General features: G+C 33.5%; 26 protein-coding genes and 1 tRNA gene. 13 read left to right on the forward strand and 14 right to left on the reverse strand.

Annotation, left to right across the window (positions count from 1 at the left end; translation table 11 throughout):
* Positions 1 to 9 precede the first annotated feature (9 nt).
* Entirely contained in the window at positions 10 to 948 is a 939-nt protein-coding gene (locus RAM17_RS06445; RefSeq protein ID WP_086356949.1) for a sugar kinase, read from the forward strand.
* Between the two features lie 105 nt (positions 949 to 1,053).
* On the opposite strand, the gene RAM17_RS06450 is transcribed toward RAM17_RS06445, so the two are convergent.
* Positions 1,054 to 1,791, reverse strand: a complete 738-nt coding sequence (locus RAM17_RS06450) for a cyclase family protein (protein ID WP_110447974.1) — start codon at positions 1,789 to 1,791, stop codon at positions 1,054 to 1,056.
* A 322-nt stretch (positions 1,792 to 2,113) separates the two neighbouring features.
* Between RAM17_RS06450 and uvrA the strand changes: the two genes are divergently transcribed.
* The 8 genes from uvrA to RAM17_RS06490 all read left to right on the forward strand — a co-directional run bounded on the left by uvrA (position 2,114) and on the right by RAM17_RS06490 (position 9,931).
* The gene (uvrA, locus tag RAM17_RS06455; protein WP_110448067.1) at positions 2,114 to 4,954 is read left to right on the forward strand and encodes an excinuclease ABC subunit UvrA; all 2,841 of its coding nucleotides are present in this window, start codon (positions 2,114 to 2,116) and stop codon (positions 4,952 to 4,954) included.
* A gap of 37 nt (positions 4,955 to 4,991) precedes the next feature.
* Positions 4,992 to 5,591, forward strand: coding sequence for a glycerol-3-phosphate 1-O-acyltransferase PlsY (gene plsY / locus RAM17_RS06460; RefSeq protein WP_146208327.1), 600 nt, complete (start codon positions 4,992 to 4,994; stop codon positions 5,589 to 5,591).
* A gap of 200 nt (positions 5,592 to 5,791) precedes the next feature.
* Positions 5,792 to 6,397: a recombination mediator RecR gene (recR, locus tag RAM17_RS06465; RefSeq protein WP_110447973.1), complete on the forward strand. Its 606-nt coding sequence runs from the start codon at positions 5,792 to 5,794 to the stop codon at positions 6,395 to 6,397.
* Positions 6,398 to 6,483: 86 nt separating this feature from the next.
* Entirely contained in the window at positions 6,484 to 7,302 is an 819-nt protein-coding gene (locus RAM17_RS06470) for a pyridoxal phosphatase (protein ID WP_110447972.1), read from the forward strand.
* A gap of 19 nt (positions 7,303 to 7,321) precedes the next feature.
* A complete protein-coding gene (gene truC / locus RAM17_RS06475) occupies positions 7,322 to 8,032 on the forward strand; it encodes a tRNA pseudouridine(65) synthase TruC (RefSeq protein WP_110447971.1) in 711 nt (236 codons plus the stop codon).
* A 226-nt stretch (positions 8,033 to 8,258) separates the two neighbouring features.
* Positions 8,259 to 8,672 (forward strand): DUF4878 domain-containing protein, encoded by a 414-nt coding sequence (locus RAM17_RS06480; RefSeq protein ID WP_110447970.1) that lies wholly within the window; start codon positions 8,259 to 8,261, stop codon positions 8,670 to 8,672.
* A 119-nt stretch (positions 8,673 to 8,791) separates the two neighbouring features.
* Positions 8,792 to 9,094, forward strand: coding sequence for a hypothetical protein (locus RAM17_RS06485; RefSeq protein WP_306239643.1), 303 nt, complete (start codon positions 8,792 to 8,794; stop codon positions 9,092 to 9,094).
* Between the two features lie 225 nt (positions 9,095 to 9,319).
* Positions 9,320 to 9,931 (forward strand): YiiX/YebB-like N1pC/P60 family cysteine hydrolase, encoded by a 612-nt coding sequence (locus RAM17_RS06490; protein ID WP_110447968.1) that lies wholly within the window; start codon positions 9,320 to 9,322, stop codon positions 9,929 to 9,931.
* 152 nt (positions 9,932 to 10,083) lie between these two features.
* Here the strand turns inward: RAM17_RS06490 and RAM17_RS06495 are convergent, their stop codons facing one another.
* The 7 genes from RAM17_RS06495 to RAM17_RS06525 form a co-directional block, all read right to left on the reverse strand.
* The gene (locus RAM17_RS06495) at positions 10,084 to 11,148 is read right to left on the reverse strand and encodes a tyrosine-protein phosphatase (protein WP_110447967.1); all 1,065 of its coding nucleotides are present in this window, start codon (positions 11,146 to 11,148) and stop codon (positions 10,084 to 10,086) included.
* Positions 11,149 to 11,157: 9 nt separating this feature from the next.
* On the reverse strand, positions 11,158 to 11,973 hold the full coding sequence (locus RAM17_RS06500; RefSeq protein ID WP_110447966.1) for a PTS system mannose/fructose/sorbose family transporter subunit IID: 816 nt from the start codon (positions 11,971 to 11,973) through the stop codon (positions 11,158 to 11,160).
* Positions 11,970 to 12,767: a PTS mannose/fructose/sorbose/N-acetylgalactosamine transporter subunit IIC gene (locus RAM17_RS06505; RefSeq protein WP_110447965.1), complete on the reverse strand. Its 798-nt coding sequence runs from the start codon at positions 12,765 to 12,767 to the stop codon at positions 11,970 to 11,972. The genes RAM17_RS06500 and RAM17_RS06505 overlap by 4 nt, the downstream gene beginning before the upstream one ends.
* A 42-nt stretch (positions 12,768 to 12,809) precedes the next feature.
* Positions 12,810 to 13,283: a PTS system mannose/fructose/N-acetylgalactosamine-transporter subunit IIB gene (locus tag RAM17_RS06510; protein WP_110447964.1), complete on the reverse strand. Its 474-nt coding sequence runs from the start codon at positions 13,281 to 13,283 to the stop codon at positions 12,810 to 12,812.
* Positions 13,284 to 13,294: 11 nt separating this feature from the next.
* Positions 13,295 to 13,726 (reverse strand): PTS sugar transporter subunit IIA, encoded by a 432-nt coding sequence (locus RAM17_RS06515; RefSeq protein WP_110447963.1) that lies wholly within the window; start codon positions 13,724 to 13,726, stop codon positions 13,295 to 13,297.
* Positions 13,727 to 13,924: 198 nt separating this feature from the next.
* Positions 13,925 to 14,776 carry a MurR/RpiR family transcriptional regulator gene (locus RAM17_RS06520; protein WP_306239648.1) on the reverse strand — a complete coding sequence of 284 codons (852 nt, stop codon included), beginning with the start codon at positions 14,774 to 14,776 and terminating at the stop codon, positions 13,925 to 13,927.
* Between the two features lie 246 nt (positions 14,777 to 15,022).
* Positions 15,023 to 15,319, reverse strand: coding sequence for a DUF6694 family lipoprotein (locus tag RAM17_RS06525; protein ID WP_110447961.1), 297 nt, complete (start codon positions 15,317 to 15,319; stop codon positions 15,023 to 15,025).
* Between the two features lie 397 nt (positions 15,320 to 15,716).
* On the opposite strand from RAM17_RS06525, the gene RAM17_RS06530 reads away from it, so the two are divergent.
* The 3 genes from RAM17_RS06530 (at position 15,717) to RAM17_RS06540 (ending at position 16,759) form a co-directional block, all read left to right on the forward strand.
* A tRNA-Cys gene (locus RAM17_RS06530) sits at positions 15,717 to 15,790 on the forward strand.
* Positions 15,791 to 15,903: 113 nt separating this feature from the next.
* Complete coding sequence (locus tag RAM17_RS06535; protein ID WP_110447960.1) at positions 15,904 to 16,344, forward strand: hypothetical protein; 441 nt, start codon at positions 15,904 to 15,906, stop codon at positions 16,342 to 16,344.
* A gap of 214 nt (positions 16,345 to 16,558) precedes the next feature.
* The gene (locus RAM17_RS06540; protein WP_110447959.1) at positions 16,559 to 16,759 is read left to right on the forward strand and encodes a thermostable hemolysin delta-VPH; all 201 of its coding nucleotides are present in this window, start codon (positions 16,559 to 16,561) and stop codon (positions 16,757 to 16,759) included.
* Between the two features lie 23 nt (positions 16,760 to 16,782).
* Here the strand turns inward: RAM17_RS06540 and RAM17_RS06545 are convergent, their stop codons facing one another.
* The 3 genes from RAM17_RS06545 to RAM17_RS06555 all read right to left on the reverse strand — a co-directional run bounded on the left by RAM17_RS06545 (position 16,783) and on the right by RAM17_RS06555 (position 20,598).
* Positions 16,783 to 17,931, reverse strand: a complete 1,149-nt coding sequence (locus RAM17_RS06545; protein WP_110447958.1) for a sugar diacid recognition domain-containing protein — start codon at positions 17,929 to 17,931, stop codon at positions 16,783 to 16,785.
* A gap of 199 nt (positions 17,932 to 18,130) precedes the next feature.
* Positions 18,131 to 19,276 (reverse strand): glycerate kinase family protein, encoded by a 1,146-nt coding sequence (locus tag RAM17_RS06550; RefSeq protein ID WP_110447957.1) that lies wholly within the window; start codon positions 19,274 to 19,276, stop codon positions 18,131 to 18,133.
* Between the two features lie 17 nt (positions 19,277 to 19,293).
* Positions 19,294 to 20,598 carry a GntP family permease gene (locus tag RAM17_RS06555; RefSeq protein WP_110447956.1) on the reverse strand — a complete coding sequence of 435 codons (1,305 nt, stop codon included), beginning with the start codon at positions 20,596 to 20,598 and terminating at the stop codon, positions 19,294 to 19,296.
* A gap of 429 nt (positions 20,599 to 21,027) precedes the next feature.
* On the opposite strand from RAM17_RS06555, the gene trhP reads away from it, so the two are divergent.
* The gene (trhP, locus tag RAM17_RS06560) at positions 21,028 to 22,365 is read left to right on the forward strand and encodes a prephenate-dependent tRNA uridine(34) hydroxylase TrhP (RefSeq protein ID WP_110448065.1); all 1,338 of its coding nucleotides are present in this window, start codon (positions 21,028 to 21,030) and stop codon (positions 22,363 to 22,365) included.
* A gap of 86 nt (positions 22,366 to 22,451) precedes the next feature.
* On the opposite strand, the gene proA is transcribed toward trhP, so the two are convergent.
* The 3 genes from proA to proB form a co-directional block, all read right to left on the reverse strand.
* Positions 22,452 to 23,705 carry a glutamate-5-semialdehyde dehydrogenase gene (gene proA, locus RAM17_RS06565; RefSeq protein WP_110447955.1) on the reverse strand — a complete coding sequence of 418 codons (1,254 nt, stop codon included), beginning with the start codon at positions 23,703 to 23,705 and terminating at the stop codon, positions 22,452 to 22,454.
* Between the two features lie 10 nt (positions 23,706 to 23,715).
* Positions 23,716 to 24,246 (reverse strand): hypothetical protein, encoded by a 531-nt coding sequence (locus RAM17_RS06570; RefSeq protein ID WP_110447954.1) that lies wholly within the window; start codon positions 24,244 to 24,246, stop codon positions 23,716 to 23,718.
* Between the two features lie 437 nt (positions 24,247 to 24,683).
* The gene (proB, locus tag RAM17_RS06575) at positions 24,684 to 25,793 is read right to left on the reverse strand and encodes a glutamate 5-kinase (protein ID WP_110448064.1); all 1,110 of its coding nucleotides are present in this window, start codon (positions 25,791 to 25,793) and stop codon (positions 24,684 to 24,686) included.
* Positions 25,794 to 25,796 lie beyond the last annotated feature (3 nt).

Raw genomic sequence — 25,796 nt, forward strand, 5'->3', positions numbered from 1 at the left:
GGTAACACTATGACTACAAATATCGCTGTTATTGGCGAATGTATGATTGAGCTTTCAATAAAACAAGATTCAACAACCCGTAATTTTGGTGGTGACACGCTTAATACCTCGGTTTATTTATCGCGTTTGTTGACCAATAAAGATTTTTCGATTCACTATGTGACAGGCTTAGGAACCGATCCTTTTAGTCAAGAAATGCTTGATAGTTGGCAAAAAGAGCATATCTCAACTGATCTAGTTCAAAGAATGGCTGATAAAATGCCAGGGCTTTACTCAATTGTTACTGACGAGCAAGGTGAACGTTCTTTTTATTATTGGCGTAATGATGCAGCAGCTAAATTTTGGTTAAAAACAGCCGAAACAGCCAAAGTTACTGAACAAATTGCTAAATGTGATTATGTTTATTTAAGTGGTATTAGTATCGCAATTTTAGATGCAGAAAGTATCGTTAAATTATTAGCGTTATTAAAACAAGTTAAGGCGAATGGTGGTAAAGTTATTTTTGATAATAACTTCCGTCCTCGTTTGTGGAGTAGCTTTGATTTAGCTCGTAGCGTTTATTCAGATATTTTGTCATACACGGATATTGCCTTTTTAACTTTAGATGATGAAGATTTATTATGGGGTAAATTACCTTATGAACAAGTTATTGAGCGTACTAAAAACTTTGGTGTTTCGGAAATAGTGATAAAACGTGGTAGTGATAGTTGCATCATTGATTCTTTGGAAGGTCGTTTTGAAGTTCCAGCTAATAAAATTGCTAAAGAAGATGTTATCGATACTACAGCTGCTGGTGATTCATTTAGTGCTGGTTATTTAGCTGCTCGTTTAAGTGGTAAAACTCCTTCACAATCAGCCAGCCAAGGTCATCTAGTGGCAGGAACTGTGATTCAGTATCGTGGTGCTATAATACCTTTGGACGCTACACCAAAATTAATTGAGAATTAATAAATAAAACGGTCTTAATGACCGTTTTTTATTGCAAATCAATATTTACCGAAATATTAGCCCTTAATATCTAACCAAAATAGATAGTAGGGCATGATGAATAAATTAAGGTAATATAGCAAAAGAACGAACCGGAAAACCTGATGCATTATTAGGTTTGGCTACAATATTAAAGATAACTGCTCCTTTAGCTGGCAGTTGATCTAAATTGGTCATTAACTCAACTTGATAAGTATCTTGCTCTAAAACATAGTATTCGCCTTTTAAAGCATTATTTTCTCTATATGCTTTGGCTGAATCAGTATCAAAAGTTTCATGACCAATAGCTTTAATTTTTCGTTCCTCAAATAAAAATTTCAGTGCATCAAGTCCCCATCCCGGAATTTGGTTATTGCCATCGGCATCTTTGTTTTCCATTGCCGTTTGTGATGGCCATTTTTTACTCCAATCTGTTCGTAATGCAACAAAGCTACCCGATTCAATTTGTCCATGCTGCTGTTCAAAGCTTAATACGTCTGCTACTGAAAAAGAGAAATTAGGATCTTGTTGTGCTCGTTGCGATTGGTCGATAACAATTAACGGTAATACTAGTTCTTGTAATTGTAATTCATGCAAATAGCGAGTGTTAGGCACAAAATGAATAGGCGCATCTAAGTGAGTGCCATATTGTCCAGCAAAACTAAAGTTTTGTGCTAAAAAACCATCATTATGATCAAATAGCGTTTTGATTTCGGCTGGATTAAACATAAAAAAATGTGGTGAATTGTGATCAAATGCATGGGTCAAATCAATCCATTTTTTTGATTTTAATAAATTTAAAGCTTGTAATACATCGTTATTCAAAACTATTCCTCACACTATAAAACACAATTACTTGTTTATTGTAAAATGGTTATATTTGTTAAACAAATAATTTTAAGTTATAGAAATATAATTTTTAGTTCTAATCTATTAAGAAAAATTTTGAGGAACGGGGTTTTTGAATGATTAAAAAATGCTTTATTTTTATTATTTAATGAACAAATTTGGTTTATATTATTGAAATTTTACTAACCGACCCTATTGAGCTATATAGTTGTATATTTAATCATTCCATACTGGTATAATATACAGTTAATCTTTTGTCTATTTATCTAAACACACATATAAGAAGAGATCTATGTCAATTAAAGATATCGATATTCGTGGTGCAAGAACACACAACTTAAAAAATATCAATGTAGTTATTCCAAGAGATAAATTGGTTGTAATTACTGGTCTGTCTGGGTCTGGTAAATCATCACTAGCGTTTGATACCTTATATGCTGAAGGACAAAGACGATATGTTGAGTCGTTATCAGCTTATGCTCGTCAATTTTTATCACTAATGGAAAAACCTGATGTTGATCATATTGAAGGTTTGTCGCCAGCTATTTCGATTGAGCAAAAATCAACATCACATAATCCGCGATCAACAGTAGGCACAATCACCGAAATTTATGACTATTTACGTCTGTTATTTGCTCGAATTGGTGAGCCACGTTGTCCAAATCATAATTTACCATTAGCTGCGCAAACGGTTTCGCAAATGGTTGACAGTATTATGGCATTACCTTCAGAAAATCGTTATATGTTACTTGCGCCGGTGGTTACTGAGCGTAAGGGTGAGTTTGTGAAATTATTCGAACAACTTGCTGCTAGCGGTTATATTCGCGTTCGGGTTGATGGTGATGTTTATGATCTTTCCGATCCTCCGACACTTGAGCTACAGAAAAAACATACTATTGAAGTGGTTGTCGATCGTTTTCGTATTCGTGATGATTTGAAACTACGTTTAGCTGAGTCAATTGAAACAGTACTTTCAATTACCAATGGTATTGTTAAAGTCGCGAATTTGGATGATCCAAAAGCTGAAGAACATCTGTTCTCTGCCAATTTTGCTTGCCCAATATGTGGCTATAGTATTTCGGAACTTGAACCAAGACTGTTTTCATTTAACAATCCTGCTGGTGCTTGTCCTGAATGTGATGGGTTGGGGATACAACAATATTTCGATCCCAATCGAATTGTACAAATGCCAGAAGTTTCTTTAGCTGCAGGCGCGATTAAAGGCTGGGATAGACGTAATTTTTATTACTTTCAGATGTTAAAATCGTTAGCTGAACACTATAAATTTGATATCGATCAACCTTATCAAAAATTACCTGAAAAAGTAAAAAATATTTTATTAAATGGTTCAGGTGGTGACGAAATACAATTTGTTTACACTAATGATCGCGGTGATGTTGTAAAGCGTAAACATGCTTTTGAAGGCATTATCAATAATCTTTCTCGTCGCTATAAAGAAACCGATTCGCAAACAATTCGTGAAGAGTTGGCTAAATATATTAGCCATCGACCTTGCCCATGTTGTGAAGGTTCAAGGTTATGTAAAACAGCTCGACATGTATTTATTAACGATACTAATTTACCAACTATTAGTAATTTAAGTACCCAACAAGCGAAGGACTTTTTTGATAAGTTAACATTGACCGGACAACGGGCGCAAATAGCTGAAAAGATTTTAAAAGAAATAAATGATCGGCTGCAATTTTTGATTAATGTCGGTTTAAATTATTTAACTTTATCTCGTTCTGCTGAAACCTTATCGGGTGGTGAAGCGCAACGTATTCGACTGGCTAGCCAAATTGGTGCTGGATTAGTTGGTGTGATGTATGTTCTTGATGAACCGTCGATTGGTTTACATCAACGTGATAATAGTCGCTTGATTGACACATTGACTCACTTACGTGATTTAGGTAATACCGTTATTGTCGTTGAACATGATGAAGAAGCGATTATGGCTGCTGATTATGTTATTGATATTGGCCCTGGTGCAGGTGTTCATGGTGGTGAGGTTGTTGCACAAGGTACGCCAAAACAGATAATGGAATGTAAAAATTCATTAACGGGTAAATACCTTTCTGGTGAGGAAAAAATTGAAATTCCTGCTGAGCGAACCAAAATCGATATGAAAAAAATGTTATCACTTATTGGTGCGACGGGAAATAATCTTAAAAATGTTACCTTGAATATCCCAGTTGGCTTATTTACGTGTATTACTGGTGTATCTGGTTCCGGTAAATCAACTTTGATTAATGACACTTTGTATCCTTTAGCCCAAAATGAGCTTAATGGCGCGGAAAAAAGTGACATTGCACCTTATGAAGCAATCAAAGGATTAAATTATTTTGATAAAGTCATCGCAATTGATCAGAGTCCTATCGGTCGAACACCACGTTCAAACCCTGCTACATATACTGGATTTTTTACGTCAATTCGGGAACTTTATGCTGGTGTGCCAGAAGCTAGAGCACGAGGTTATAATCCAGGAAGGTTTAGTTTTAATGTCAAAGGTGGACGCTGTGAAGCTTGTCAAGGTGATGGTCTAATAAAAGTCGAAATGCACTTTTTACCAGATATCTATGTACCTTGTGATCAGTGCCATGGTGCAAGATATAATCGTGAAACATTAGAGATTAAATATAAAGGTAAATCGATTAATGAAATCCTAAATATGACGGTTGAAGAAGGGCGTGAGTTCTTTGATGCAGTACCTATGATTTCACGTAAATTACAGACTTTAATTGATGTTGGTCTTGCTTACATTACCATTGGTCAATCAGCAACTACTTTATCTGGTGGTGAAGCACAACGGGTGAAACTTGCAAAAGAATTATCTAAGCGAGATACTGGTAGCACACTTTACATACTTGATGAGCCAACTACAGGTTTACATTTTGCCGATGTAAAACAATTGCTCGCTCAATTACATTCTTTAAGAGATAAAGGCAATACTATAGTCGTGATTGAACATAATTTAGATGTTGTCAAAACTGCTGATTGGATTGTCGATCTAGGTCCTGAAGGAGGAAGTGGTGGTGGTGAGATCATTGCTGAAGGTACCCCTGAAGATGTTGCTAAATCGAAAAAATCCTATACAGGTCAATATTTAAAACCATTATTGCAACGACAAAAAGATAAATAATCTAGACTAAAACTACGGTAACCATAGGAGAGGTATTTTGACATTACAAATTATATTAATGATCATCATTGCTTATCTCTGTGGTTCACTGTCTGGCGCCATGATTATTTGCCATGTGATGAAGTTACATGATCCTTCCTTGCATGGCTCTCATAATCCGGGCGCAACCAATGTATTAAGAATTAATGGCCGTTTACCTGCCGTTATCGTATTAATATTTGATATGTTAAAAGGAGCGATTCCTGTTTATATTGCTTATCGACTAGGGATATCACCTTTCTTTTTAGGCATAATTGGTATTTCAGCTTGTCTTGGTCATATTTTCCCTTGCTTCTTTCATTTTCGTGGTGGTAAAGGCGTTGCAACTGCTTTAGGCATGATGGCGCCTATTGGACTTGATTTTACTGGTTGTTTTCTCTTAACGTGGTTTTTGGCGCTAATTATTACTGGCTATTCATCTGTGGCTGCAATTGTTGGCTTTCTTTTTGCACCTCTATTTGTCTGGTTTTTCAAGCCCGAGTTGACGTTACCTGTGACAATGCTCTCTTGCTTAATCATTATTCGTCATAGTAGTAATATTATGCGGCTATTTAAAGGTGAAGAGCCAAAAAGCTATGCTAGGCATAACAAAAAATAGCTTAATGGGATATTTATTTTTAACTGCTAATCATTATTAATGATGAAAATTTGAAAAGTATAAAACAAGTAATTTAACGTTAGGTTTTTCAAAATTTAATTAATTTGGAATTGAAATAATAGAATATTTCTTGTTTTATACATAATTGAAACAAGGTATTATTGATTAATTATTATAACTATATGGTAACAAAATAATTCATGCAAATCAGTCCTTTACTCGAATCACTTATTAGTGCACTGCGCTGTTTACCTGGTGTTGGTCCAAAATCAGCACAACGAATGGCTTATCATCTATTACAACGAAACCGTCAAGCAGGACTTCATTTAGCTCATGAGTTAAATGAGGCAATGAATAACATTGGCCATTGTAAAGCATGTAGAACTTTTACTGAGCAAGAGATCTGCACTATTTGTGCTAATGTTCGCCGTCAAAGTAGTGATCAGCTCTGTGTGGTTGAATCTCCAGCAGATATTTTTGCCATTGAGCAAACTGGACAGTATAGTGGTCGTTATTTTGTTTTACTTGGCCATTTATCTCCACTAGATGGCATTGGACCAAGCGATATTGGTCTTGATTTACTAAAAAGCCGATTAGCGTCAGAATCGATTCATGAGGTTATTTTAGCAACCAATCCAACAGTTGAAGGTGATGCAACAGCTAATTACATTGCTCAGATGTGTAATGAGTTTAATATCGTTGCGACTCGTATTGCCCATGGCGTTCCTGTAGGTGGTGAACTTGAAATGGTGGACGGAACTACCTTATCGCATTCATTTGTTGGTCGACAAAAGATAGACTTTTAGTGTTATTTTATGGTTAATATCAATAGATAAATAGATTATTTAGTAAATATTCGTGGATTTCAGCAAAAATTAGAAAGAGAGATGTTATGAAATATAAAGCAGTTGCTTTTGATATGGATGGTACTTTACTGGCGAGTAATCGTTTAATCCTTCCTGAAACAGTAGAGATGATCCAAAAAATTATGGATAAAGGCATTAAAGTTATTTTAGTCTCTGGTCGTCATCATACGGTAATACATCCTTATTATTATCAACTCAAATTATCAACACCAGCAATTTGTTGTAATGGATCTTACTTATATGATTTCAAACAACAACAAAATTTTGCTGCAAAACCGATGACTAAACAGCAAGCAAAAACTTTATTGAACTTAGTCAATCAGTTTGGTATTCATACCATGATTTACACAGATCAAGTTATGAATTATGAAATTCTTGATGATCATTTAGAAGGATTCTTTGGATGGTTGAACTCATTACCAGAATTTTTACAACCAGAAGTTAAAAAAGTTGATAATTTTGAACAAGTCATTGAACAGGCCAATATGATTTTCAAATTTGCTACCAGTAGCCATAATTTATCTGCCTTAAAACAATTTTCAGATGCAGTTGATGCACTTGAAGAGTTTTCTTGTGAATGGTCATGGTCGAATCGTGCCGATATTGCAGTTAAAGGTAATACAAAAGGCAATGGATTAAAACATTGGGCTGAACATGAAAATATTAAACTAAGTGAAATCGTTGCTTTTGGTGATAGTTATAATGATATTAGTATGTTTGCTATTGCAGGACTAGGTATTGCTATGGGCAATGCCGATGATGAAGTTAAAGCCAAAGCTAGTTATACGATTGGCGATAACAATAGCCCTAGTATTGCTAATGAACTTGAAAAATTATTTTTATAGTCAAATAGGTTAATTAAGCATGGTTTTTGAGGTTCTTTATCAGGACAATGATTTAATAGCAATAAACAAGCCAGAAGGGTGGTTGGTACATCGTAGCTGGCTTGATAAAAATGAAACAGTGGTTGTAATGCAAACATTGCGAGATCAAATAGGGCAACATGTTTATCCTATCCATCGTTTAGATCGACCAACCTCTGGTGTATTAATTTTTGCTTTATCTAGCGATATCGCTCGTTTACTGTCACAACAGTTTGCTGAAAAACAGATTGAAAAAACTTATCATGCTATTGTACGAGGTTATGTTGATGGCGAAGATACTATTGACTATCCATTAGTTGAAGAGTTAGATAAAATTGCTGATAAATTTGCTAGCAAAGATAAGCCAGCCCAAGAAGCAATAACCTTTTATAAAGGCCTTAGTAAAATAGAGTTACCTATTGCAGTAGGCAAATATCAAACAGCTAGGTACAGTTTTGTTGAGTTAAAACCGCAGACCGGTCGAAAACATCAATTGCGTCGCCATTTAAAACATATTTTCCATCCAATTATTGGTGATAGTAAACATGGTGATCTCCATCAAAATCGTGCTTTTAGTCATTATTTCGGTGTTAAACGTCTTATGTTACATGCTAGCACTATCAAAATGATGCACCCCGTCACCCATGAACCATTAACTATCCATGCAAATTTAAGTGAAGAGTGGTTAACAATATTAAAAAACTTTAGATAAAGTTAATGGCTTTATTGATAATTAATTTCAATTTATTAGTGCTATTTAATTTTTTTATTTGCAAAACAAATTTTATTGCATTATCAACTGAGTTACTATAACCTTAAACCGCATATCTAAATCGTTAACAAGATTTGCAAAGCACTTATCTTCATGTTTTCAAAGTATTGTTAACATTTTCAGGCATTAATAATAATTAAATTTAGTAAATTATTTAGGAAAAACAATGAAACGATTAACTCAGTATGTAAGTATCTTCTTTTTAACTTTATTCGCTATTGCGTGTTCATCAGGTGAAAGCTCACCAGAAAAAGTCGCAGAAAAATATGTATCAGCTATTTATAGTGGCGATGCAGATGCTGTAATAAAAATGATTTATATTCCAGAGGAAGACAAATCTTCAGGTGCTAGCACAATGATTACCGGTAAATTGCAAGACGGAGCAAAAAGAGCTAAAGCTTATGCTGAGGAACATGGCGGCATTGATAAAGTTGAATATCAACCAACTAAATATCTAAATGATGATAAAAGCCGTGCTATCATTGGAATAAATGTAATCTTCAAAGATAATGCTAATAAAAATGAAGACCTTAAATTAACCAAAGTTGATGGTAATTGGTTTATTGAAGTCGGTTTTTAGTTTTTAACATCACAATTTTGGTTGTTTAAATATACAGGAAAATAAAGGTTATTTTACTTTTTTGTAGTTAAATAAATATAGGAACATATTGAATACAATATCAAATAGGGAAATACAATATGAAATTGTTAGTTAAATTTTTAAGTGTATTTTTGTTAGCATTAGTGCTTACCGCCTGTTTTTCAGATGACAATACGCCTGAAGTGGTAGCTGAGAAATTTATTAAAGATGCTTATAGTGGCGATATTGAAGGTACTTTTGATGCTTTATATGTTCCTTATTTCCATATTCCTGGTGCTGTATATATTCCTAATGAATTAAAAACCAAAGGTGTAGATGTTAACGATTTAATAAAAAGTAAATTGAAAATTGCTATCGACAAAGCAGTTGCTACTACAAAAGAAAATGGTGGTATTGATTGAGTAGAATTATCTAACACCGAATATAATAATGATCACACTAGAGCTAATATCAAAACAACCATTATCTTTAAAAATGGAACTGATAATAAGTCAGATTTTTCATTAATAAAAGTTGATGGTAAATGGTTAATTAATATGGAATAGCTCTTATAATTATTTGATAATTTAAAAAGACGAGTCTCATCTTTGAACTTTTTAAATTAATAATGAAAAAATTCAAACTTTATGAAATTTTCCTATTATATTTTTATTCTTTTTCTTTTTATAAAAAATCCAGTTTATGCTCAAGAATCAGCAAATTCCGATAATTCCTATAAAGAAAAGAGTTCATTAATTCATGTTGGGGATTGGATTTTTCGTAGTGGTGTTCAAACAGATAGTCTTATTGTAAAAAAACTTGATGGCGGTATATTTTCTCATATAGGCATGGTTGTCGCGATTGAACCGGAAATAAAAGTTATTCATGCTACGACTACTGATGATGAAAATATTCCAAATCAAGTTATTATTTCAAGTTTGGCTGATTTTACCGCTCCAGAATTAGCTGAGAAATATGCCATAGCGCGGCCAAACTTTTTAACAGACGAGCAAAAGTTACAAATTATTGCCGAGCTGTTAACTAAACAAGGAGAGCTGTTTAAACTCGCTTCTCGTGAGGAAGACCATTTATATTGTACTACGTTATTGTATGACGTCATTATCAAATATAAATCTGATTTTAACCCAGAATGGAAATATGCTAATTTCCCTTTATTGCGTGGTCATTATCTATTTCCGAGCGCTTTTGCCAATTATTCTGATATCACTTGGATATATAGTTATCCGGACACTAAATAATTAATGCTGGAAGGTTTATAATAAAATCACGTTTAATTAGTCACGGTTCAGTTCGTTTATTATTGAAAAATTGCCTCTGACAAAACAAATAAGAGAATAGATTTAAAAAAAGCGTAATGGAATAATTACGCTTTTTGATAGAGGTTATTAAGTTAAGATTCTAGATAAATAGCCTGCATTTTTTCAAAATCTTGATCGGTGAAACCAAGTTCTTGTTTAATATAATTGCTTGGTGTTCCAGCAACTTTTTTCATCGTATTAAGTATTTCTAATACGAAACTTTCACGAGTATCAATTAGACTTAGCAAATATCCTAAAACATCCTCATTATCGGTTATTTTTCGATAAGCTTCCATTTTGATTTTATTACGTTCTAATCGGTTATCGTGAGTTAACATATAATCATAAATAATATCTGATTCAGATACACCTAACATTATCTGGATAAGTAACACGCCATAGCCAGTCCTATCTTTACCCCCACGACAGTGTTGAATACTTGGACTATTGTTGCCATCTAATACTACTCTTAGCATTTGTCGATAAGCATTCTTCGACTTTTCACTCAATACAAAGTTACGATATTGCTCCAGAACTTGAATTCCTTCGCCATTGACTAATTCTTTCGGAATATCTCTCAACACACTCTCAATTAGAGCTCGATCTTCATTGCTGGGATCAGCTGCAAATTGAGCTGCAAGTTCTGCTGTTTGTGCTGAAGCATCAAAATTAAAGGTTTGCTTTTCACCAATTGAAGAATTCGGACTAGTTTTAATTTCATTTTCACATCGATAATCTATAATTGTTTGAATGTTTAATGTTTTAATATACTGTTGCGCATCTGGTTTTAAACCATGAAGATGATTAGAACGGTATAATAATCCCCATTTTACCCGTTTCCCATTTGCACCAATATAACCACCAAAATCACGGAAATTATTTAGACCTGTAATTGGTAAAGTTCGTTCAGCAACTAAATATGAAAAATCATTACCGATTTGTAAAATCAGATAAATACGACGTTTTGCTTGTAAAGGATCTTCAAAACTAAACGGCGATTTTATATCTTCACTGATTAATGTTTTATTTGTTGTATTAATATTTGCTTCTTCAGTCCAGTATAAATCTACACGATGATCTGAATTGTTTTCAAATGAGACAGTTAATTGACCTTGCTTATTGCGGTTTAATGAAGCTGTTTTAATTTTAACTACCATATTTATTCCTTACTTTAAAATACCAAACATTGAAAATATTACCCCAATTACCATTACCGCCAGTATTAAGCTAACTGTGTATTTTCCTTGAAACTTCCTAACGATGAAGAATGTGGCTAACGCAAAAAGTAAGGTTAAAAAATTTGGCATGACTTTATCGAACATCTCTTGAACTTTAATCGATTGTTCGCCAACATTTATCGTTAGTGGTGTAGCCACTTTAACCGTTGATGCAATGAGTGAGCCTAAGACCATGACACCAACAACATTAGCCAAGTTACTTATTCTTTGAATAATATTTGAATTTTTTGATTGCTCAATTAAATCTACACCCTTGTTATAGCCATAATGAATAAAGAAATATTTGCTTAATACATTAACAAGGTTATAAATTAAAAACATTAATATAGGACCAATGATATTGCCTTGCAACGCGAAAGCAGCGCCAATACTGCCGCAAATTGGCATCCAAGTGAATTTAAGTAAACTATCACCTAAACCTGCAAAAGGGCCCATTAAACCAGCTTTAACAGAGACTACCGCATCTTTTTCTTCTTCACTGGTTTTCTCTTCCATTGCAGCGGTAACCCCTAAAATTAACGCACCAGCATTAATTTGAGTATTAAAAAATTCTAAATGACGCTTCATTGCACGGATACGCGTTTCTTTATCAGCATCCTTATAAAGGCGATCTAATACTGGGGCCATACAATGGGCAAATCCTATCATTTGCATTTTTTCATAGTTATATGAAAATGACATAGTTTGTAGGTTCCAAAATATACGATTTAGATCTTTTTTAGTAATTTTATGTAGAGTACTCATAGATCATATTCCTCTTCAGTGTTGCTATTCATTGATGTTTGGTTATCGGATGATTCATTATTATTACTGGTTCTGCCATTAGTTGATGCCATGTCATATAAGACTGCGAAAGCTAGAGCAATAAATGTCACTGGAATAATTGGTAATTTTAAATAGGTTGTTAGCATGAAACCTAATAGGAAAAAGAACCACATTCTGCCTTTGAGTAACATCAGTAATAAAATACAAATACCTACTGCTGGAATTAATTTGGAAGCAACGCCCATACCATCAATGATACTTTTTGGAATCGCATCTAAAATAGTTTTAACTAAATCACTACCAAAATAAATTGCAATAAAACATGGAACAGCTCGAATTAAAAACCAAAGTGGTGTTGAGAAAAAGTGAACTTTAGCCAGCGCTTTATAATCGCCATTCAAAACAGAACGTTCTGCCCAAGGATTTAAAAAACAAGCAAATGAGCGCCATATAATAAGCAATTGTTGGCATAGCAATGATACAGGCACGCCCAATGCAATACCGGTAGCAATACCTCCGCCAGTAGTAATACCTAATGAAACCCCGATAATGGCACCGGCAACAATGTCTGGTGCGGAATATGCACCTACGTTACCAATACCCATCCACATTAACTCTAGCGTGGCGCTAATTGCTAACCCTTGAACCATATCACCCATAATAATACCTGCAACGGTACCAGTTAATAATGGGCGACGTAACATCTGCGGACCAACATCATCCAATGAACAAATTCCCGCCCAAATGGCGACAAGAATAGCTTGCGTTAACATATGTTAACCTCCAAATTATAAATAAATACTTTCAAACATTATTTAGTTAAGTAGTGATTGCAGATCGACTATTGGATCTTTAGGAACCATCTGTACCTCAACTGGAATATTTTTAGCAATAAGGTTTTTGAATGCTTGTTCCTCTTCTGGTGTTACTGAAACCGCTCTTGATAATTGATGTCGACCATCTTGCATTCGCATACCGCCCACATTCACTTTTTCCAGTGATAATCCACCTTCAACTAACGCATTAACATCAATACTATTTGTGAAAAGTAACATGGTTCTTTTTTTGATCGGGGTTTTCTTTAAAATTTCGATAAATTGTTGTACACCAAACACTAAAACTTTTAGCCCAGGAGGTGCCGACATAGTGAGTACTGATTGCTGAACTTTATCACCAGCGACTTTGTCATTAATAACTAATACTTGTTCTATGTCATAGTTTTTTACCCAAGTAGTAATAACTTGTCCATGAATCAAACGGTCATCAATTCTGGCTACATTTATTGGCATTGGTCTTCTCCTTACAACTCATTAGATTGTTCTTGTTGAACATTTAAAATCTGCCGAACATCTTTACAGCTTTCAGGAAAAGTTTCCTCAATAGCTAATTTGGCATCATTTAATGTTCCTTCACGATTATTTAAAACTTCAAGTAATACTGGAATATTAAAACCACAAAATAGCAATACATCATCATGAGATATGAGCAGTTCAGTGGCTAGATTGCAGGGCGTTCCTCCCATAATATCTACCAATATAATTACGCCATTGCCTTGATTAAGTTTTTTATAACTACTTTGCATTTCCTGACGTAAATTATCGATATTACTATCAATTAAAACTGATATAACATGAATATTGTCTTGTTCGCCCATAAGCATTTGAGCACACTCTAAAGCGCCTTGAGCAAATGGACCATGACTAGCTAAAATGATGGGTAAAGGATGTGGCATAAAAATTTCCTTATCATGTAATTTTATTACTAAATATTGTTATTTATTTAGTAACAAAGTTACATCCACAGAGGGAAATAGTCATCCATTTTTTAAGAAATTTTTATGATTTTGTGAACAAGATCAAATTTATGCAAAGAAAGAGGGAAGAGATAACCAACAAGTTTGTTCTTATGACTAGTATTTTATTTTTGGAGATTATTTTGTTGTTTTTGCCGGATATTTACGCTTTTCTCTGTTTTGGGTTTGTAATAGTAATCGTTCGTCATATTGACGAATAAATAAATTAGTCAATAGCATATTTACAACAGATATTTGTGATATTTTAGAACGTATCGGTATTAATCTTGAAGCATGCTCCATAGAAGTAGTATGTAAAACAAAGGTAGCTAAGGATGAAATTTGGCTTTGTCCCATTTTGGTAATAGCAATAGATGGAACCAAAGATTGATCGGCTAGTTTTAGTAATTCAACACAATCAGGTGTTTCTCCTGAATGTGAAATAATAATGACAAGATCATTCTTATCTAATGTGCTGATAAGACTACGTGTAACGTGAGCATCGAAGTGACAATTGACATCTTTCTTTATTTTAATTAGTTGATATTCAAGTTCTTTACCAACTAAACCACTACTGCCTACACCAAATATAACTATTTTTTGACTATTAATAATTAAATCAATGGCATTATTGAGTGCATGAATATTAACAATGGAGTGAGTTTCATCGATTGAGGATTTTTCCATTGCTTGGACTTTACTATTAACATCAGCAAGAGGATCATTCAAATTGATATCATCTTGTAATATTTCATTATTAAGTTTTTTAGGGATTGAGCCAATAAGATCGACCTTAAAATCACTAAATCCTTTGTATCCTAATTTATTACATAGACGTAATATAGTTGTGGTGCTTACGTGATTGAGTTTTGCTAACGTTTGGATACTCATATTCTTGAGCGTTTGGGTATTTTCAATAATAAAATAAGCAACTTTAAGTTCTTTAGTTGATAAGTCTTTTTTTACTTCTCTAAGCTTTAACTCAATCACTAGACACCTCAAATGTACTGTTATATTTCTGTAAGTATATAAAATTTAGTCAGGAAATTAAAAAAAATTAATATTTAAAGTCTAAATTATATACAAATTAAATTGCCATTATCAAAAGTAATTAAATTAAAATAATGGTAGTTTTTCTTTATCTCGATAACTATTTTAAGAAAAATTTACTCAATGAGGTTAAGTTTATTTATAAAAAAACCCGCTAATGCGGGCTTTAGAACTAATTAGATAAGATTATTTATCAAATTCGCTAATAATTTCTTTAGCTGTTTTACCATTAAGTTTGTTTTTGAGATCTTCTTTTACTTTCGCTTCATCACCAGCATTGTCTGGATTAGTTGCCGCTGCAGCTGTTGCTTTAACAATAGCACGCGCGAAAGCAATTTTATCTGCATCACTTAATTTTTCACTAGCTTTTTTAACAGAACTAGTAAAAGTATCTTGTGTGGTAAAATCAATTTTAGCTGCATCATCACCACAACCAATTAACGCAAAACTTAATAATGATACTGCTAATAGTTTTTTAAACATTTCCTTTCCTTAAAAATAAATATTATTAAATGCAGGGCTATTTTTATACTAAAAGAGTTAATTTTCAAGCAATAAATGCATTTTAATTGAAAATAATCTATTACTTTATCTATTTAAATTTAAAAGTTGTGAGTTAGGTCAAATTTTTGTTTTTTATCAAAAATAAGATTTCTTCTTGATATTGTGTCTGATGTTGCATTTGAAAAGCCTGTTCCTTAAAATTTTTTTGATTTTAAGCGTAAAAAAGCTATGTAAATTAAGATTATTGTTTTTATTTGTGTCCTATATTTAGGACATTTTAAATATTCTATACGACTGCTGTATTTATAACCTATTAAAACTTGACGATAAGGTAAGCCAATGCTAATATTTGCCACCTATTCAGATAGACCTCATCGGCGCGTTGGCAGAGTGGCCATGCTGCGGATTGCAAATCCGTCTACCTCGGTTCGACTCCGGGACGCGCCTCCATAAAAAACAATAAGTTACCCACAATATTTCCTCGAATAAAGTACCAAATCAATAGAGAAAATTATTTTTTATATGATATTGTCAATGATAATTATAGCGAATTGAGTATTATTATGACGGTAGGAAAACTTAGATATTGGTTATCATTTATTATTGCATCAGTAGCAGTTTTCTTTTTTATGAATCAATTTGACCTATTTGATAAAAATATTGAAAAGCTGTTATTTACCATGTCAAAAGAAATAAATAAAAATACCCCATATCAGTTAGATCAGTTCACCATTTTAGATTCAACTACCGCATATAAAAATACAATAGTTTATAAAATGACAATTTTTAATGTTAATATTAAAGATTCAGAAATGGGTTTTGTTGAAAATAAACTTTTTTTAACTGCAAGAAACTCTATTTGTACTGAAGAATGTACAAAAGAAACAATATTTAAAGGAGCGATTTTTAAATACATGTATAGTGAAGAAAATGGTAAACATTTATTTTCTTTTACTATAGATAGTAAAGATTGTTTAGAGATGTTAAAGGATGATTCAAAATAACCATTCTTTAGTAATCCTAAAACTGAATATCATCGTTAAAATCCATTTCTAGTTCAGGCATCTTTTGTAATTGTAAAAATGTTTTCAATTTTTAGTGTTATTTATTAAATCGTTATTTAATTAAACAATCAAATAATAACTCATCATTTAGTATTGTTATTTATTGAATTATGTCCATTTATAGTGTTTATCAAAAAATAGGATAAGATAAAATATGGCTTATTTTAATTATCACGCTAAAGCCAAAAAACTGATCTCACAAGGCTATCTGGTCCGCTATGAATTTGTCGATAATTGGAACGGTATCAAACCTGCATTAGTTTTATATTTTGACAATGCTAATCCAATGCCGATAAGGGAATATCGTTGGCAAGAATATCTCCCATTGATTAGTTCTGATGATCAATCGAAGTGATTTTTTGGGAGTGGTATATAAGGTTATTTATCGAGTTGTAATGCAATATAAAGCAGTACTCGATCGTCAAATTTTGACAAATCTAATCCAGTTAGTTTGGTTATATTGTTTAATCGATATTCTAATGTATTGCGATGTATGAAGAGGGCTTTTGCCGTATTATTGTTCTGTAAGTTATGGATAAACCAAGTTTCGAGAGTATTTTGCAATAAGCCGTTTGAATCAGACGCTTTTAATTTATTTAACGGTGAAAGTAACTCTTCTGCTTGCCAATCTTTATTTAAACCATCCAACAAAACAGGTAATATGAGATCTTGATAATAATAATTACGACAATGTGGAAATCTTTTTTTGCCGATTTCTAAGGCGGTTTTGGCTGTTTGATAAGATCTTGCTATGGTATCGTTACCTTGATGAAAATAATTTCCTAAAGATATTTTTATTTTAAATTGACTGAGCAGTTTTGCCTGACTAACTAATTTTTCTAATTTTGTTTTATGTTCTGTTAAATCCCATCGATTAAATTTATTTAAAGCAGGAAGTAATATAACAATTTCGGTTAGTGATTTTATCGCTACTAGTTTTGTTAATGTTTCGAGTTCATTTTGAATTTGTTGTAATTCACTCATTGCGGTTTGAATTCCAAGTTGGCCACTTTCGATTTCAATAATGACAGTTACATAGGATAAAGATAAATCAATGTTTAATTTTCGACTCCATTCAGTTATATTGGAGACAGTTTTGTCTGATTGAATTATCGATAATATAAACTCTTCTTTTAAACGATTATCTTGAGAGAGTTGATTGAGTAATAATGCTTGTTCCATCATCATCTCTGCCGTCATACTCACTAATTCAGCAAATTGGATAATTTTAGTTGGTTCACCCGTTACTCCAATCACACCAACAATTTCTTCTTTAAGTTTTAATGGAAAATTAACACCCGGTTTAACTCCTTTAAGTTTTTTTGCAGTTGGACTGTCAATTGTCACTACTCTGCCTTGTGATATGGCTAATACAGCACCTTCATGTAATTCGCCAATTCGTTCTAAATCACCACTACCGATAATTTCTCCCCGATTATTCATTATATTGACATTACAATTGATAATGCGCATGGTTTTATCAACAATCGATTGAGCAAGTATTGGAGAGATACTTTGAACTTTCATAGCAATAAACCTTTTTATTATAATCAAGTAATAATTTATATCGCATTGATAATAATTTTATTACTATGATTTTTTTGAAACCTGTTAAAATTTTTTAATTATAGCAAACTACAGAGCTTATACTTTATTCGTAAGATTTCATGATTGGGGAATAAAGAATAATCTTTTATTTCCCCATATTTTTAGTTGTCTAGAAATGTTAAATTTGAGCTATATTAATTAAGCGACCAATATTTTCACTGGTTCGTTCAATATTTTTAAACCCATCAGCCAATAGATCCTCAATTTTAGATATCGAAGGGATAATACCGAAAATGGCGTTAATACCTTCTGGATAAAGTTCCTCGATGTTTTCGCCAATCATCCCGGCTAATGCAATAACTGGAATATTGTGTTTTTTGGCCGTTTGGGCAACACCATAAGGTGTTTTACCAAATTTGGTTTGAAAGTCAATCCCACCTTCACCAGTAAAACAGAAATCTGCGCCGATTAATTGATTTTCTAAATTACTATACTTGATAACAATATCGATGCCTTTTTCCATTTTACTATTGGTAAACGCCATTAATCCGGCACCTAATCCACCAGCGGCACCAGCACCTGGAATAGTTGCGACATCTTTATTTAGCTGAGATTTTATAATGGATGCATAATGCTGTAAGTTATCATCCAATTGTTTAATCATTTCAGATGTAGCCCCTTTTTGAGGCCCAAATACTCTTGAAGCTCCTTTTTCTCCACATAGAGGGTTAGTGACGTCACTAGCAACGATAAATTCAACTTTATCTAATTGAGGATTGACTTCAGATATATCAATTCTAGCTAAATGCTCTAATGCGCCGCCTCCTTTAGCAATTATCTGATTATTTTTATCATAAAACTTCACTCCTAAGGCTTGTGCCATTCCTGCGCCACCATCATTTGTGGCGCTACCACCAATACCTAAAATGATTTTTTTAATACCATGTTTTAAGCTGGCAAGGATTAATTCGCCCGTACCAAATGTTGTGGTAATCAATGGATTTCGTTGTTCTTTGGGTACAAGATGGATACCGCTTGCTGAGGCCATTTCAATGACCGCAGTCGTGTTATCACCTAGAATGCCATAATAGGCAGTGACTTTGTTACCAAGAGGACCTGTGACTTCACATGTATGTAATGTTCCATTAGTTGCGTCGACTAATGATTGTGTTGTGCCTTCACCACCATCAGCCATCGGTACATGAATATATTTAGCATCAGGAAAAACTTTTTTTAATCCAGATTCGATTGCCTGACATACCTCTTTTGCGGTTAAGCTTTCCTTAAACGAGTCAGGAGCAAGTACAAATGTTTTTTGTTTCATAAAAATTACTCTTAATATTACATAATAAATTGATAGAAAATTGTGGCAACGAGTGTCATAGTGCCACCAACCATAGCTTCATATGGGATCAATTTCATACGTTGTTTAATTGTCATATTCATACTACCACCAGTGACATGGAAGTAGTTTCCTTGTGGTAATGAATCAATAACAGTTGCACCTGTATGCATCATTACAGCTGCACTAATAGCCGGTATTCCTATGTCTGTAATGGTTGAACCAAAAGTCCCAGTTGCTAAAATAACGCCAGTAGATGTTGACGCGGTGGCCGCTGCCATTAATACACCGGAAATTGGTGATAAGTAATAACCTGAGATGCCCATATAATCAATAATATTGATAACTTGAGTAGCTAAGTTTGATGAACCAATTAAACCAGCAATAGCACCTGCACCGACAAGGATGAGTACGGTTGGTGTCATTTTTTCAATCCCGGATTTAGTATACATAGCAATGTTACGATGTTGCCCCATTGCTAACATACCGATGATTCCTGCAACGGGAAGTACATATAGCGCATCTATCTTTAAATTAGCTAATGCTTCAATATGAAAAATATTACCTATAGGGTTGATCATTAATAGCAAAATAGCAGTTACAGGTGCAACGATTGCTTTACTCAGAGAAGGATTGTTATTTTTTTGTTCTGCATCATTTTTTTGCAAAGCAACGACTTCTTCAATAGTTACTTTATCGCCTTTATTTTTGATTAATGAAGCAATTACAACAGTTGCAATTAAACCAAATAGTGCAGGGATAAAACCAGCTATCATTACATCACTTAGACTTAAATTGAAACCATTGGCAACCGCAATAGTATTAGGGTTAGGGGAAATAATATTGCCAGCTTTACCACCACCAGAAAGCGCTAATAATAATGCTAATCGAGAAATCCCCATTTTATTACCAACAGATAAAGCAATTGGCGCAACAATTAATACAGCAACCGGAATAAATACGCCTGATGCAGTAATAATACCGGTGGCTAGTGCTAAAGCGAGTAATGCCTTTTTTTCACCTAATTTTTTTACAACAGCTTGTGCGATTGTTTCAGCTGCGCCTGATTCCATCATCACGCCAGCTAAAATCCCTGCGGCTAATACTCTGATTACGGTTCCCATTATACTTTGTGTACCGGTAGTTAAAATCGAAATAGTTTGTACTAGATTTGCACCTCCAATAAATGCACCTATTATCGCACCAAAAAATAACGAATAAACTGGATTTATTCCGCGTAGAATTAAAAAAATAGCAAGAAAAAGTCCTATTATCGCTCCATACCAACTTATGAATTCAGTCATTTAAATTTTCCTCATTGCTTTTTATGACTATCAAAAAATATTGTTCTAATTTTATTATTGAATTTGTTTGCTAGGCTATGTGGTTTTGCACAAATGTGAGCAATAAAAGCTAAAAAATATTGGGCGTTATAATAGTTTTATGTGATATTAATCACAAATTTAGCGGATTTGTCTGTATAATTTTGTTTATGTTTTCATCGGATCTTTAAAAAAGAAATATTTCACAAGTTTTATTTAAACTTACGAAATAACGCCTTATTCAACAGATTATTATTCCTTATTTATAATTGAGATATTGTTGTTCCTTATTATGGTTACAATAAATTTGCCAATCTGATAGCTAAAGCGTAAAATGCCCATCCTATTTTGCTTAACCTATTACCTTATAAGGTAATACTGACTTGAAATCAGAGGCATTTTTTAATGACAATGTTATATCCAAAACCAGAATTACTTTCACCAGCTGGTTCTCTTAAAAATATGCGTTACGCATTTGCTTATGGTGCTGATGCAGTTTATGCAGGGCAACCACGCTACAGTTTGCGAGTGCGCAATAATGAATTTAATCACGAAAATCTCGCTATTGGTATCAACGAAGCCCATGCTCAAGGTAAAAAGTTTTATGTGGTAGTTAATATTGCCCCTCATAATTCAAAATTAAAAACCTTTATTCGTGATTTAGAACCAATTGTTAACATGAAACCGGATGCGTTTATCATGTCTGATCCTGGTTTAATCATGTTGGTTCGTGAACATTTTCCGGAAATGGAAATTCATTTATCCGTACAATCAAATGCGGTTAACTGGGCAACGGTAAAATTCTGGCACAAAATGGGATTAACTCGGGTGGTGCTATCTCGAGAATTATCTCTGGATGAAATTAAAGAGATCCGTGAAAAAGTACCAGAAATGGAACTTGAGGTTTTTATTCATGGTGCGCTATGTATGGCCTATTCAGGACGCTGCTTATTATCTGGTTATATTAATAAACGTGACTCAAATCAAGGTACTTGTACTAATGCTTGTCGTTGGGAATATAAAGTATCTGAGGGAAAAGAGGACGAAGTAGGGCAAATAGTCCATAAATGCGAGCCGATTCCTGTACAACAAGTTGAACCAACATTAGGTGTTGGCTCAACAACCAATCAGGTCTTTATGTTAGAAGAATCTGGTCGTCCTGGCGAATATATGCAAGCTTTTGAAGATGAACATGGTACTTATATCATGAATTCAAAAGATTTAAGAGCAGTTGAATTAGTCGAAGATCTGACAAAGATTGGCGTACATTCATTAAAAATTGAAGGTCGAACCAAATCGTTTTATTACTGTGCTCGAACTGCGCAAGTCTATCGTCAAGCTATTGATGCCGCTAGCGAAGGTAAACCATTTGATCCACGCTTATTGGCGGAACTTGATTCTTTAGCTCATAGAGGATATACCGAAGGCTTTTTACGTCGCCATAAACATGAAGATATGCAAAACTATGTGCATAGTCATTCTGTATCAGATAGACAACAATTTGTTGGTGAGTTTAGTGGTCAACGTCTAAATGGCTTAGCTGAAATTATTGTTAAAAATAAATTTTCAGTAGGGGATAGTGTTGAAATGATGACCCCTAAAGGTAATATGACCTTTATTATTGAACGAATGGAAAATAAAAAAGGTCAACCAGTTCCAGCAGGACTTGGTGATGGTCACATTGTTTATATTCCAATCGCCGAAGACATTGATTTAAATTATGCGCTTTTAATGCGTAATTTTGATTAATCTATTTAACTTATATAACTAATAACTATATAACTATATAACTATATAACTAACTGTTCAGGTTTATGAATAGTTAGTTATTATCACTACTGACGAATTAAATCTTCGCCATAACCAATCCATTTATACGTTGTTAACGCTTCAAGGCCCATTGGTCCTCTGGCATGTAATTTTTGTGTACTAACTGCAACTTCAGCACCTAAACCGAATTGTGCGCCATCGGTGAATCGGGTTGATGCATTAACATAAACTGCAGCAGCATCGACTAAGTTAACGAATTGTTCAGCATTTACAAGACTACGCGTTAAAATGGCTTCTGAATGACCACTACCATATTCGCGAATATGTTCCACCGCCAATTCCAATGAATCAACAATAACAATATTCAGATCTTTGGAAAGCCACTCTTGTCTTAGTTCATCATCCTCAACGGCAAAAACATTTGCCACTCCAGCATTCAAAATTTTATAAGAATCGGGATCAGCATGCAATATCACCTGATTATCGGCCATGATTTGACTAAGTTTTGGTAAAAAAGTATTGGCAATTTCAGTATGAACAAGTAATGTTTCAACAGTATTACAGGTACTTGGTCGCTGAGTTTTTGCATTAAGTATTATTGATAGCGCTTTATCAAAATCAGCACTTTCATCGACAAAAATATGGCAAACACCAATACCACCAGTAATAACAGGTATGGTTGAATGTTCTCGACAAAGTTTGTGTAATGCTGCGCCACCTCGAGGAATAATCATATCAACATATTTATCAAGTTTAAGTAATTCAGTGATATATTTGCGATCAGGATTATCAATAGATTGAATTGCTGTTTCAGGTAGACCGACTTGTTTTAAAGCTTGCTGAATGATAGCTATGATAGCGGCATTGGTATTAACCGTCTCTTTACCACCACGTAGTATCGCTGCATTGCCGGTTTTTAAGCAGAGAGCCGCAATATCAATAGTCACATTAGGGCGAGCTTCATAGATAACGCCAATCACACCTAATGGAACTCTGTGACGTTGTAACTTTAATCCACTTGCTAATGTCGAACCATCAATAACTTGTCCAATTGGATCGGTTAAAGAAACAACATTTCTAACATCATTAGCAATAGATGATAATCGTTCTGAAGTTAATAACAGACGATCGAGTATTGCCTCAGTTAATCCTTGTTCTTTAGCCATAGCCATATCTTTCTGATTAGCATCAAGAATCTCATTAGCATTTAGTTCTAATAAATCGGCGATATGAGTTAAAGCCTGATTTTTAATTTTTGTTGAGCATTGTGCTAATTGATATGAAGCAAGTTTGGCTGCTTTACCCATTTCGTTTATCATTGCTTAACCTTTATTGATTTTGTCCACAAAGTTTTTTAATAGATTGCATTTTTTCTAAATATAACTGCTTTTCTGACTCCAACATCATATTTAGGTCGATAACATAATCCTCAATAATATCGTTTGTCTTATATTTTATTATCATGGTATTAGGATTTTTTTCTGAGATATTAATAATATTCTTAAATAGGATACAGGTCATTTTATTTTTATCTTTTCTTTTTAAAAAGACATAAACAATAAAAAACAGGGTAAACAGGATAAGATCCGCAACGGTAAACTGACTATTCCTAATACTAATAAATGTTTTACCCAAAATGATATATTTTTCAGCCCATTGTAATAACAAAAAAACAATCATTAATAATAAAATGAGACCGAGTTGAAAAGGGATTTCGATTATGTGAGAGAATATAAAGAATGCTATAAAGCAGGTAAGTAAAATTATTATAAGTGGTTCAATATATTTACGTCGATAAAAGACTAAATCCTGCTCATCTTTTTGCCATTTTTCGTGATAGCTATTAACTTCAATACTCAATTTTATAAGCCTTTTATCTTATTCATCTGTTTTTTTATTTATCGATAAGATAGGTAATCTATCCAGAACGCTATGTTATATATTAATTCATCAATATATTTTTGTAATTTAACTATGCATTTCTAATTTTACTAAAATAATTCCTCTAAACCCATTTGATTTACTATTGTATCGATTTTATTTTCTAAAGGAGCAGTTTGCTCGATTTTTCTAAAAGCTATTTTTAATGTAATAAAAACTTGTCTAGTTTTATTATAAATCATTTTGTATTATGAAAAATATAAACATGCCAATAATGACCTTATCTGATGTTGGTTTTTGTATAGACAAAAGCCTGATTATAGGCATTATTACTATTAGTAAAAGATAGTACTGAACACAACGCTATAGAGTAAGTTTTTGTAACGATTTGGCCGAATGTCTCTATTCTAAATCTATTATTTAATCAGCATATCATCTCGGTGTACGGCAACAGGACCATATTCATAGCCAATTATTTGGCTAATTTCTTGTGAATGATGTCCAGCTATTTGTCGTAATGCATCACTATTATAACGGCTGACTCCTCGAGCTATTTGCTTACCAGATTTATCACAAATATTAATGACTTCACCACGTGAAAAATCTTTTTCGACTGCGATAATGCCTTTTGGTAATAGCGAACTACCATTATTTAAAATAGCATTAATCGCACCATCATCAAGTATCACTTTGCCTACGTTTGGTGCGCCATATAGCCAATGTTTACGATGTTCTAATGGGGTTTTTTGCGGTAAAAAACGGGTACCAACCGATTGATTATTGACTGCATCAACAATTACATTGGCTTTATTTCCTGCAGCTATAATTACTTCTATGCCAGCACTCCCGGCTACTTCGGCAGCTTGAATTTTGGTACTCATGCCACCGGTCCCTAAACCTGAAACACTATCACCTGCGATACTGCGCAGATCATCATTAATCTGAGTTACTTCTTTTATTAATTGTGCATTGCTATCGCTTCTTGGATCGGCGGTATATAAGCCTTCGATATCGGTAAGTAATATCAATTTATCTGCTTCAGCTAAAATTGCGGCAAGTGCTGATAAATTATCGTTATCACCAACTTTAATTTCAGCCGTAGCGACAGCATCATTTTCATTAATCACTGGGACAATATTATTCTCTAGCATCGCTTTTAATACATCTTGAGCATTTAAAAAGCGTTCACGATCTTCTAGATCTGCGCGAGTTAATAGCATTTGTCCAATATAAATTTTATATATCGAAAACAGCTGTTCCCAAAGTTGGATTAATTTACTTTGACCAACTGAAGCAAGTAATTGTTTTGTGGCAACAGTATTGGGTAGGTTAGGATAGTTGAGGTATTCTCGACCAGCAGCAATAGCACCCGAAGTCACGATAATAACTTTATGACCAGTTTGATGTAAATAAGAACATTGTCGAATCAGTTCTACTATTCTCGCACGGTCTAACTGTTTAGTTCCTCCAGTTAAAACACTGGTACCGAGTTTAACAACGACAGTTTGTTGTTTTTTATTATTCATAAC

It is taken from the genome of Gilliamella apis (genome assembly GCF_030758615.1).
In the GTDB taxonomy this organism is placed as follows: Bacteria; Pseudomonadota; Gammaproteobacteria; order Enterobacterales; family Orbaceae; genus Gilliamella; species Gilliamella apis_A.

What these genes read in the sequence shown, in the direction of transcription:
- RAM17_RS06490 (WP_110447968.1), top strand. Translation starts at nt 9,320, where the DNA reads ATGAAATTTTCCTATTATATTTTTATTCTTTTTCTTTTTATAAAAAAT.
- RAM17_RS06495 (WP_110447967.1), bottom strand. Translation starts at nt 11,148, where the DNA reads ATGGTAGTTAAAATTAAAACAGCTTCATTAAACCGCAATAAGCAAGGT.
- recR (WP_110447973.1), top strand. Translation starts at nt 5,792, where the DNA reads ATGCAAATCAGTCCTTTACTCGAATCACTTATTAGTGCACTGCGCTGT.
- trhP (WP_110448065.1), top strand. Translation starts at nt 21,028, where the DNA reads ATGTTATATCCAAAACCAGAATTACTTTCACCAGCTGGTTCTCTTAAA.
- RAM17_RS06470 (WP_110447972.1), top strand. Translation starts at nt 6,484, where the DNA reads ATGAAATATAAAGCAGTTGCTTTTGATATGGATGGTACTTTACTGGCG.
- RAM17_RS06525 (WP_110447961.1), bottom strand. Translation starts at nt 15,319, where the DNA reads ATGTTTAAAAAACTATTAGCAGTATCATTATTAAGTTTTGCGTTAATT.
- truC (WP_110447971.1), top strand. Translation starts at nt 7,322, where the DNA reads ATGGTTTTTGAGGTTCTTTATCAGGACAATGATTTAATAGCAATAAAC.
- RAM17_RS06505 (WP_110447965.1), bottom strand. Translation starts at nt 12,767, where the DNA reads ATGTTAACGCAAGCTATTCTTGTCGCCATTTGGGCGGGAATTTGTTCA.
- RAM17_RS06445 (WP_086356949.1), top strand. Translation starts at nt 10, where the DNA reads ATGACTACAAATATCGCTGTTATTGGCGAATGTATGATTGAGCTTTCA.
- RAM17_RS06510 (WP_110447964.1), bottom strand. Translation starts at nt 13,283, where the DNA reads ATGCCAATAAATGTAGCCAGAATTGATGACCGTTTGATTCATGGACAA.
- RAM17_RS06545 (WP_110447958.1), bottom strand. Translation starts at nt 17,931, where the DNA reads ATGAAAGTTCAAAGTATCTCTCCAATACTTGCTCAATCGATTGTTGAT.
- RAM17_RS06485 (WP_306239643.1), top strand. Translation starts at nt 8,792, where the DNA reads ATGAAATTGTTAGTTAAATTTTTAAGTGTATTTTTGTTAGCATTAGTG.
- RAM17_RS06480 (WP_110447970.1), top strand. Translation starts at nt 8,259, where the DNA reads ATGAAACGATTAACTCAGTATGTAAGTATCTTCTTTTTAACTTTATTC.
- RAM17_RS06555 (WP_110447956.1), bottom strand. Translation starts at nt 20,598, where the DNA reads ATGACTGAATTCATAAGTTGGTATGGAGCGATAATAGGACTTTTTCTT.
- RAM17_RS06515 (WP_110447963.1), bottom strand. Translation starts at nt 13,726, where the DNA reads ATGCCACATCCTTTACCCATCATTTTAGCTAGTCATGGTCCATTTGCT.
- RAM17_RS06535 (WP_110447960.1), top strand. Translation starts at nt 15,904, where the DNA reads ATGACGGTAGGAAAACTTAGATATTGGTTATCATTTATTATTGCATCA.
- RAM17_RS06540 (WP_110447959.1), top strand. Translation starts at nt 16,559, where the DNA reads ATGGCTTATTTTAATTATCACGCTAAAGCCAAAAAACTGATCTCACAA.
- RAM17_RS06550 (WP_110447957.1), bottom strand. Translation starts at nt 19,276, where the DNA reads ATGAAACAAAAAACATTTGTACTTGCTCCTGACTCGTTTAAGGAAAGC.
- proA (WP_110447955.1), bottom strand. Translation starts at nt 23,705, where the DNA reads ATGATAAACGAAATGGGTAAAGCAGCCAAACTTGCTTCATATCAATTA.
- proB (WP_110448064.1), bottom strand. Translation starts at nt 25,793, where the DNA reads ATGAATAATAAAAAACAACAAACTGTCGTTGTTAAACTCGGTACCAGT.
- RAM17_RS06500 (WP_110447966.1), bottom strand. Translation starts at nt 11,973, where the DNA reads ATGAGTACTCTACATAAAATTACTAAAAAAGATCTAAATCGTATATTT.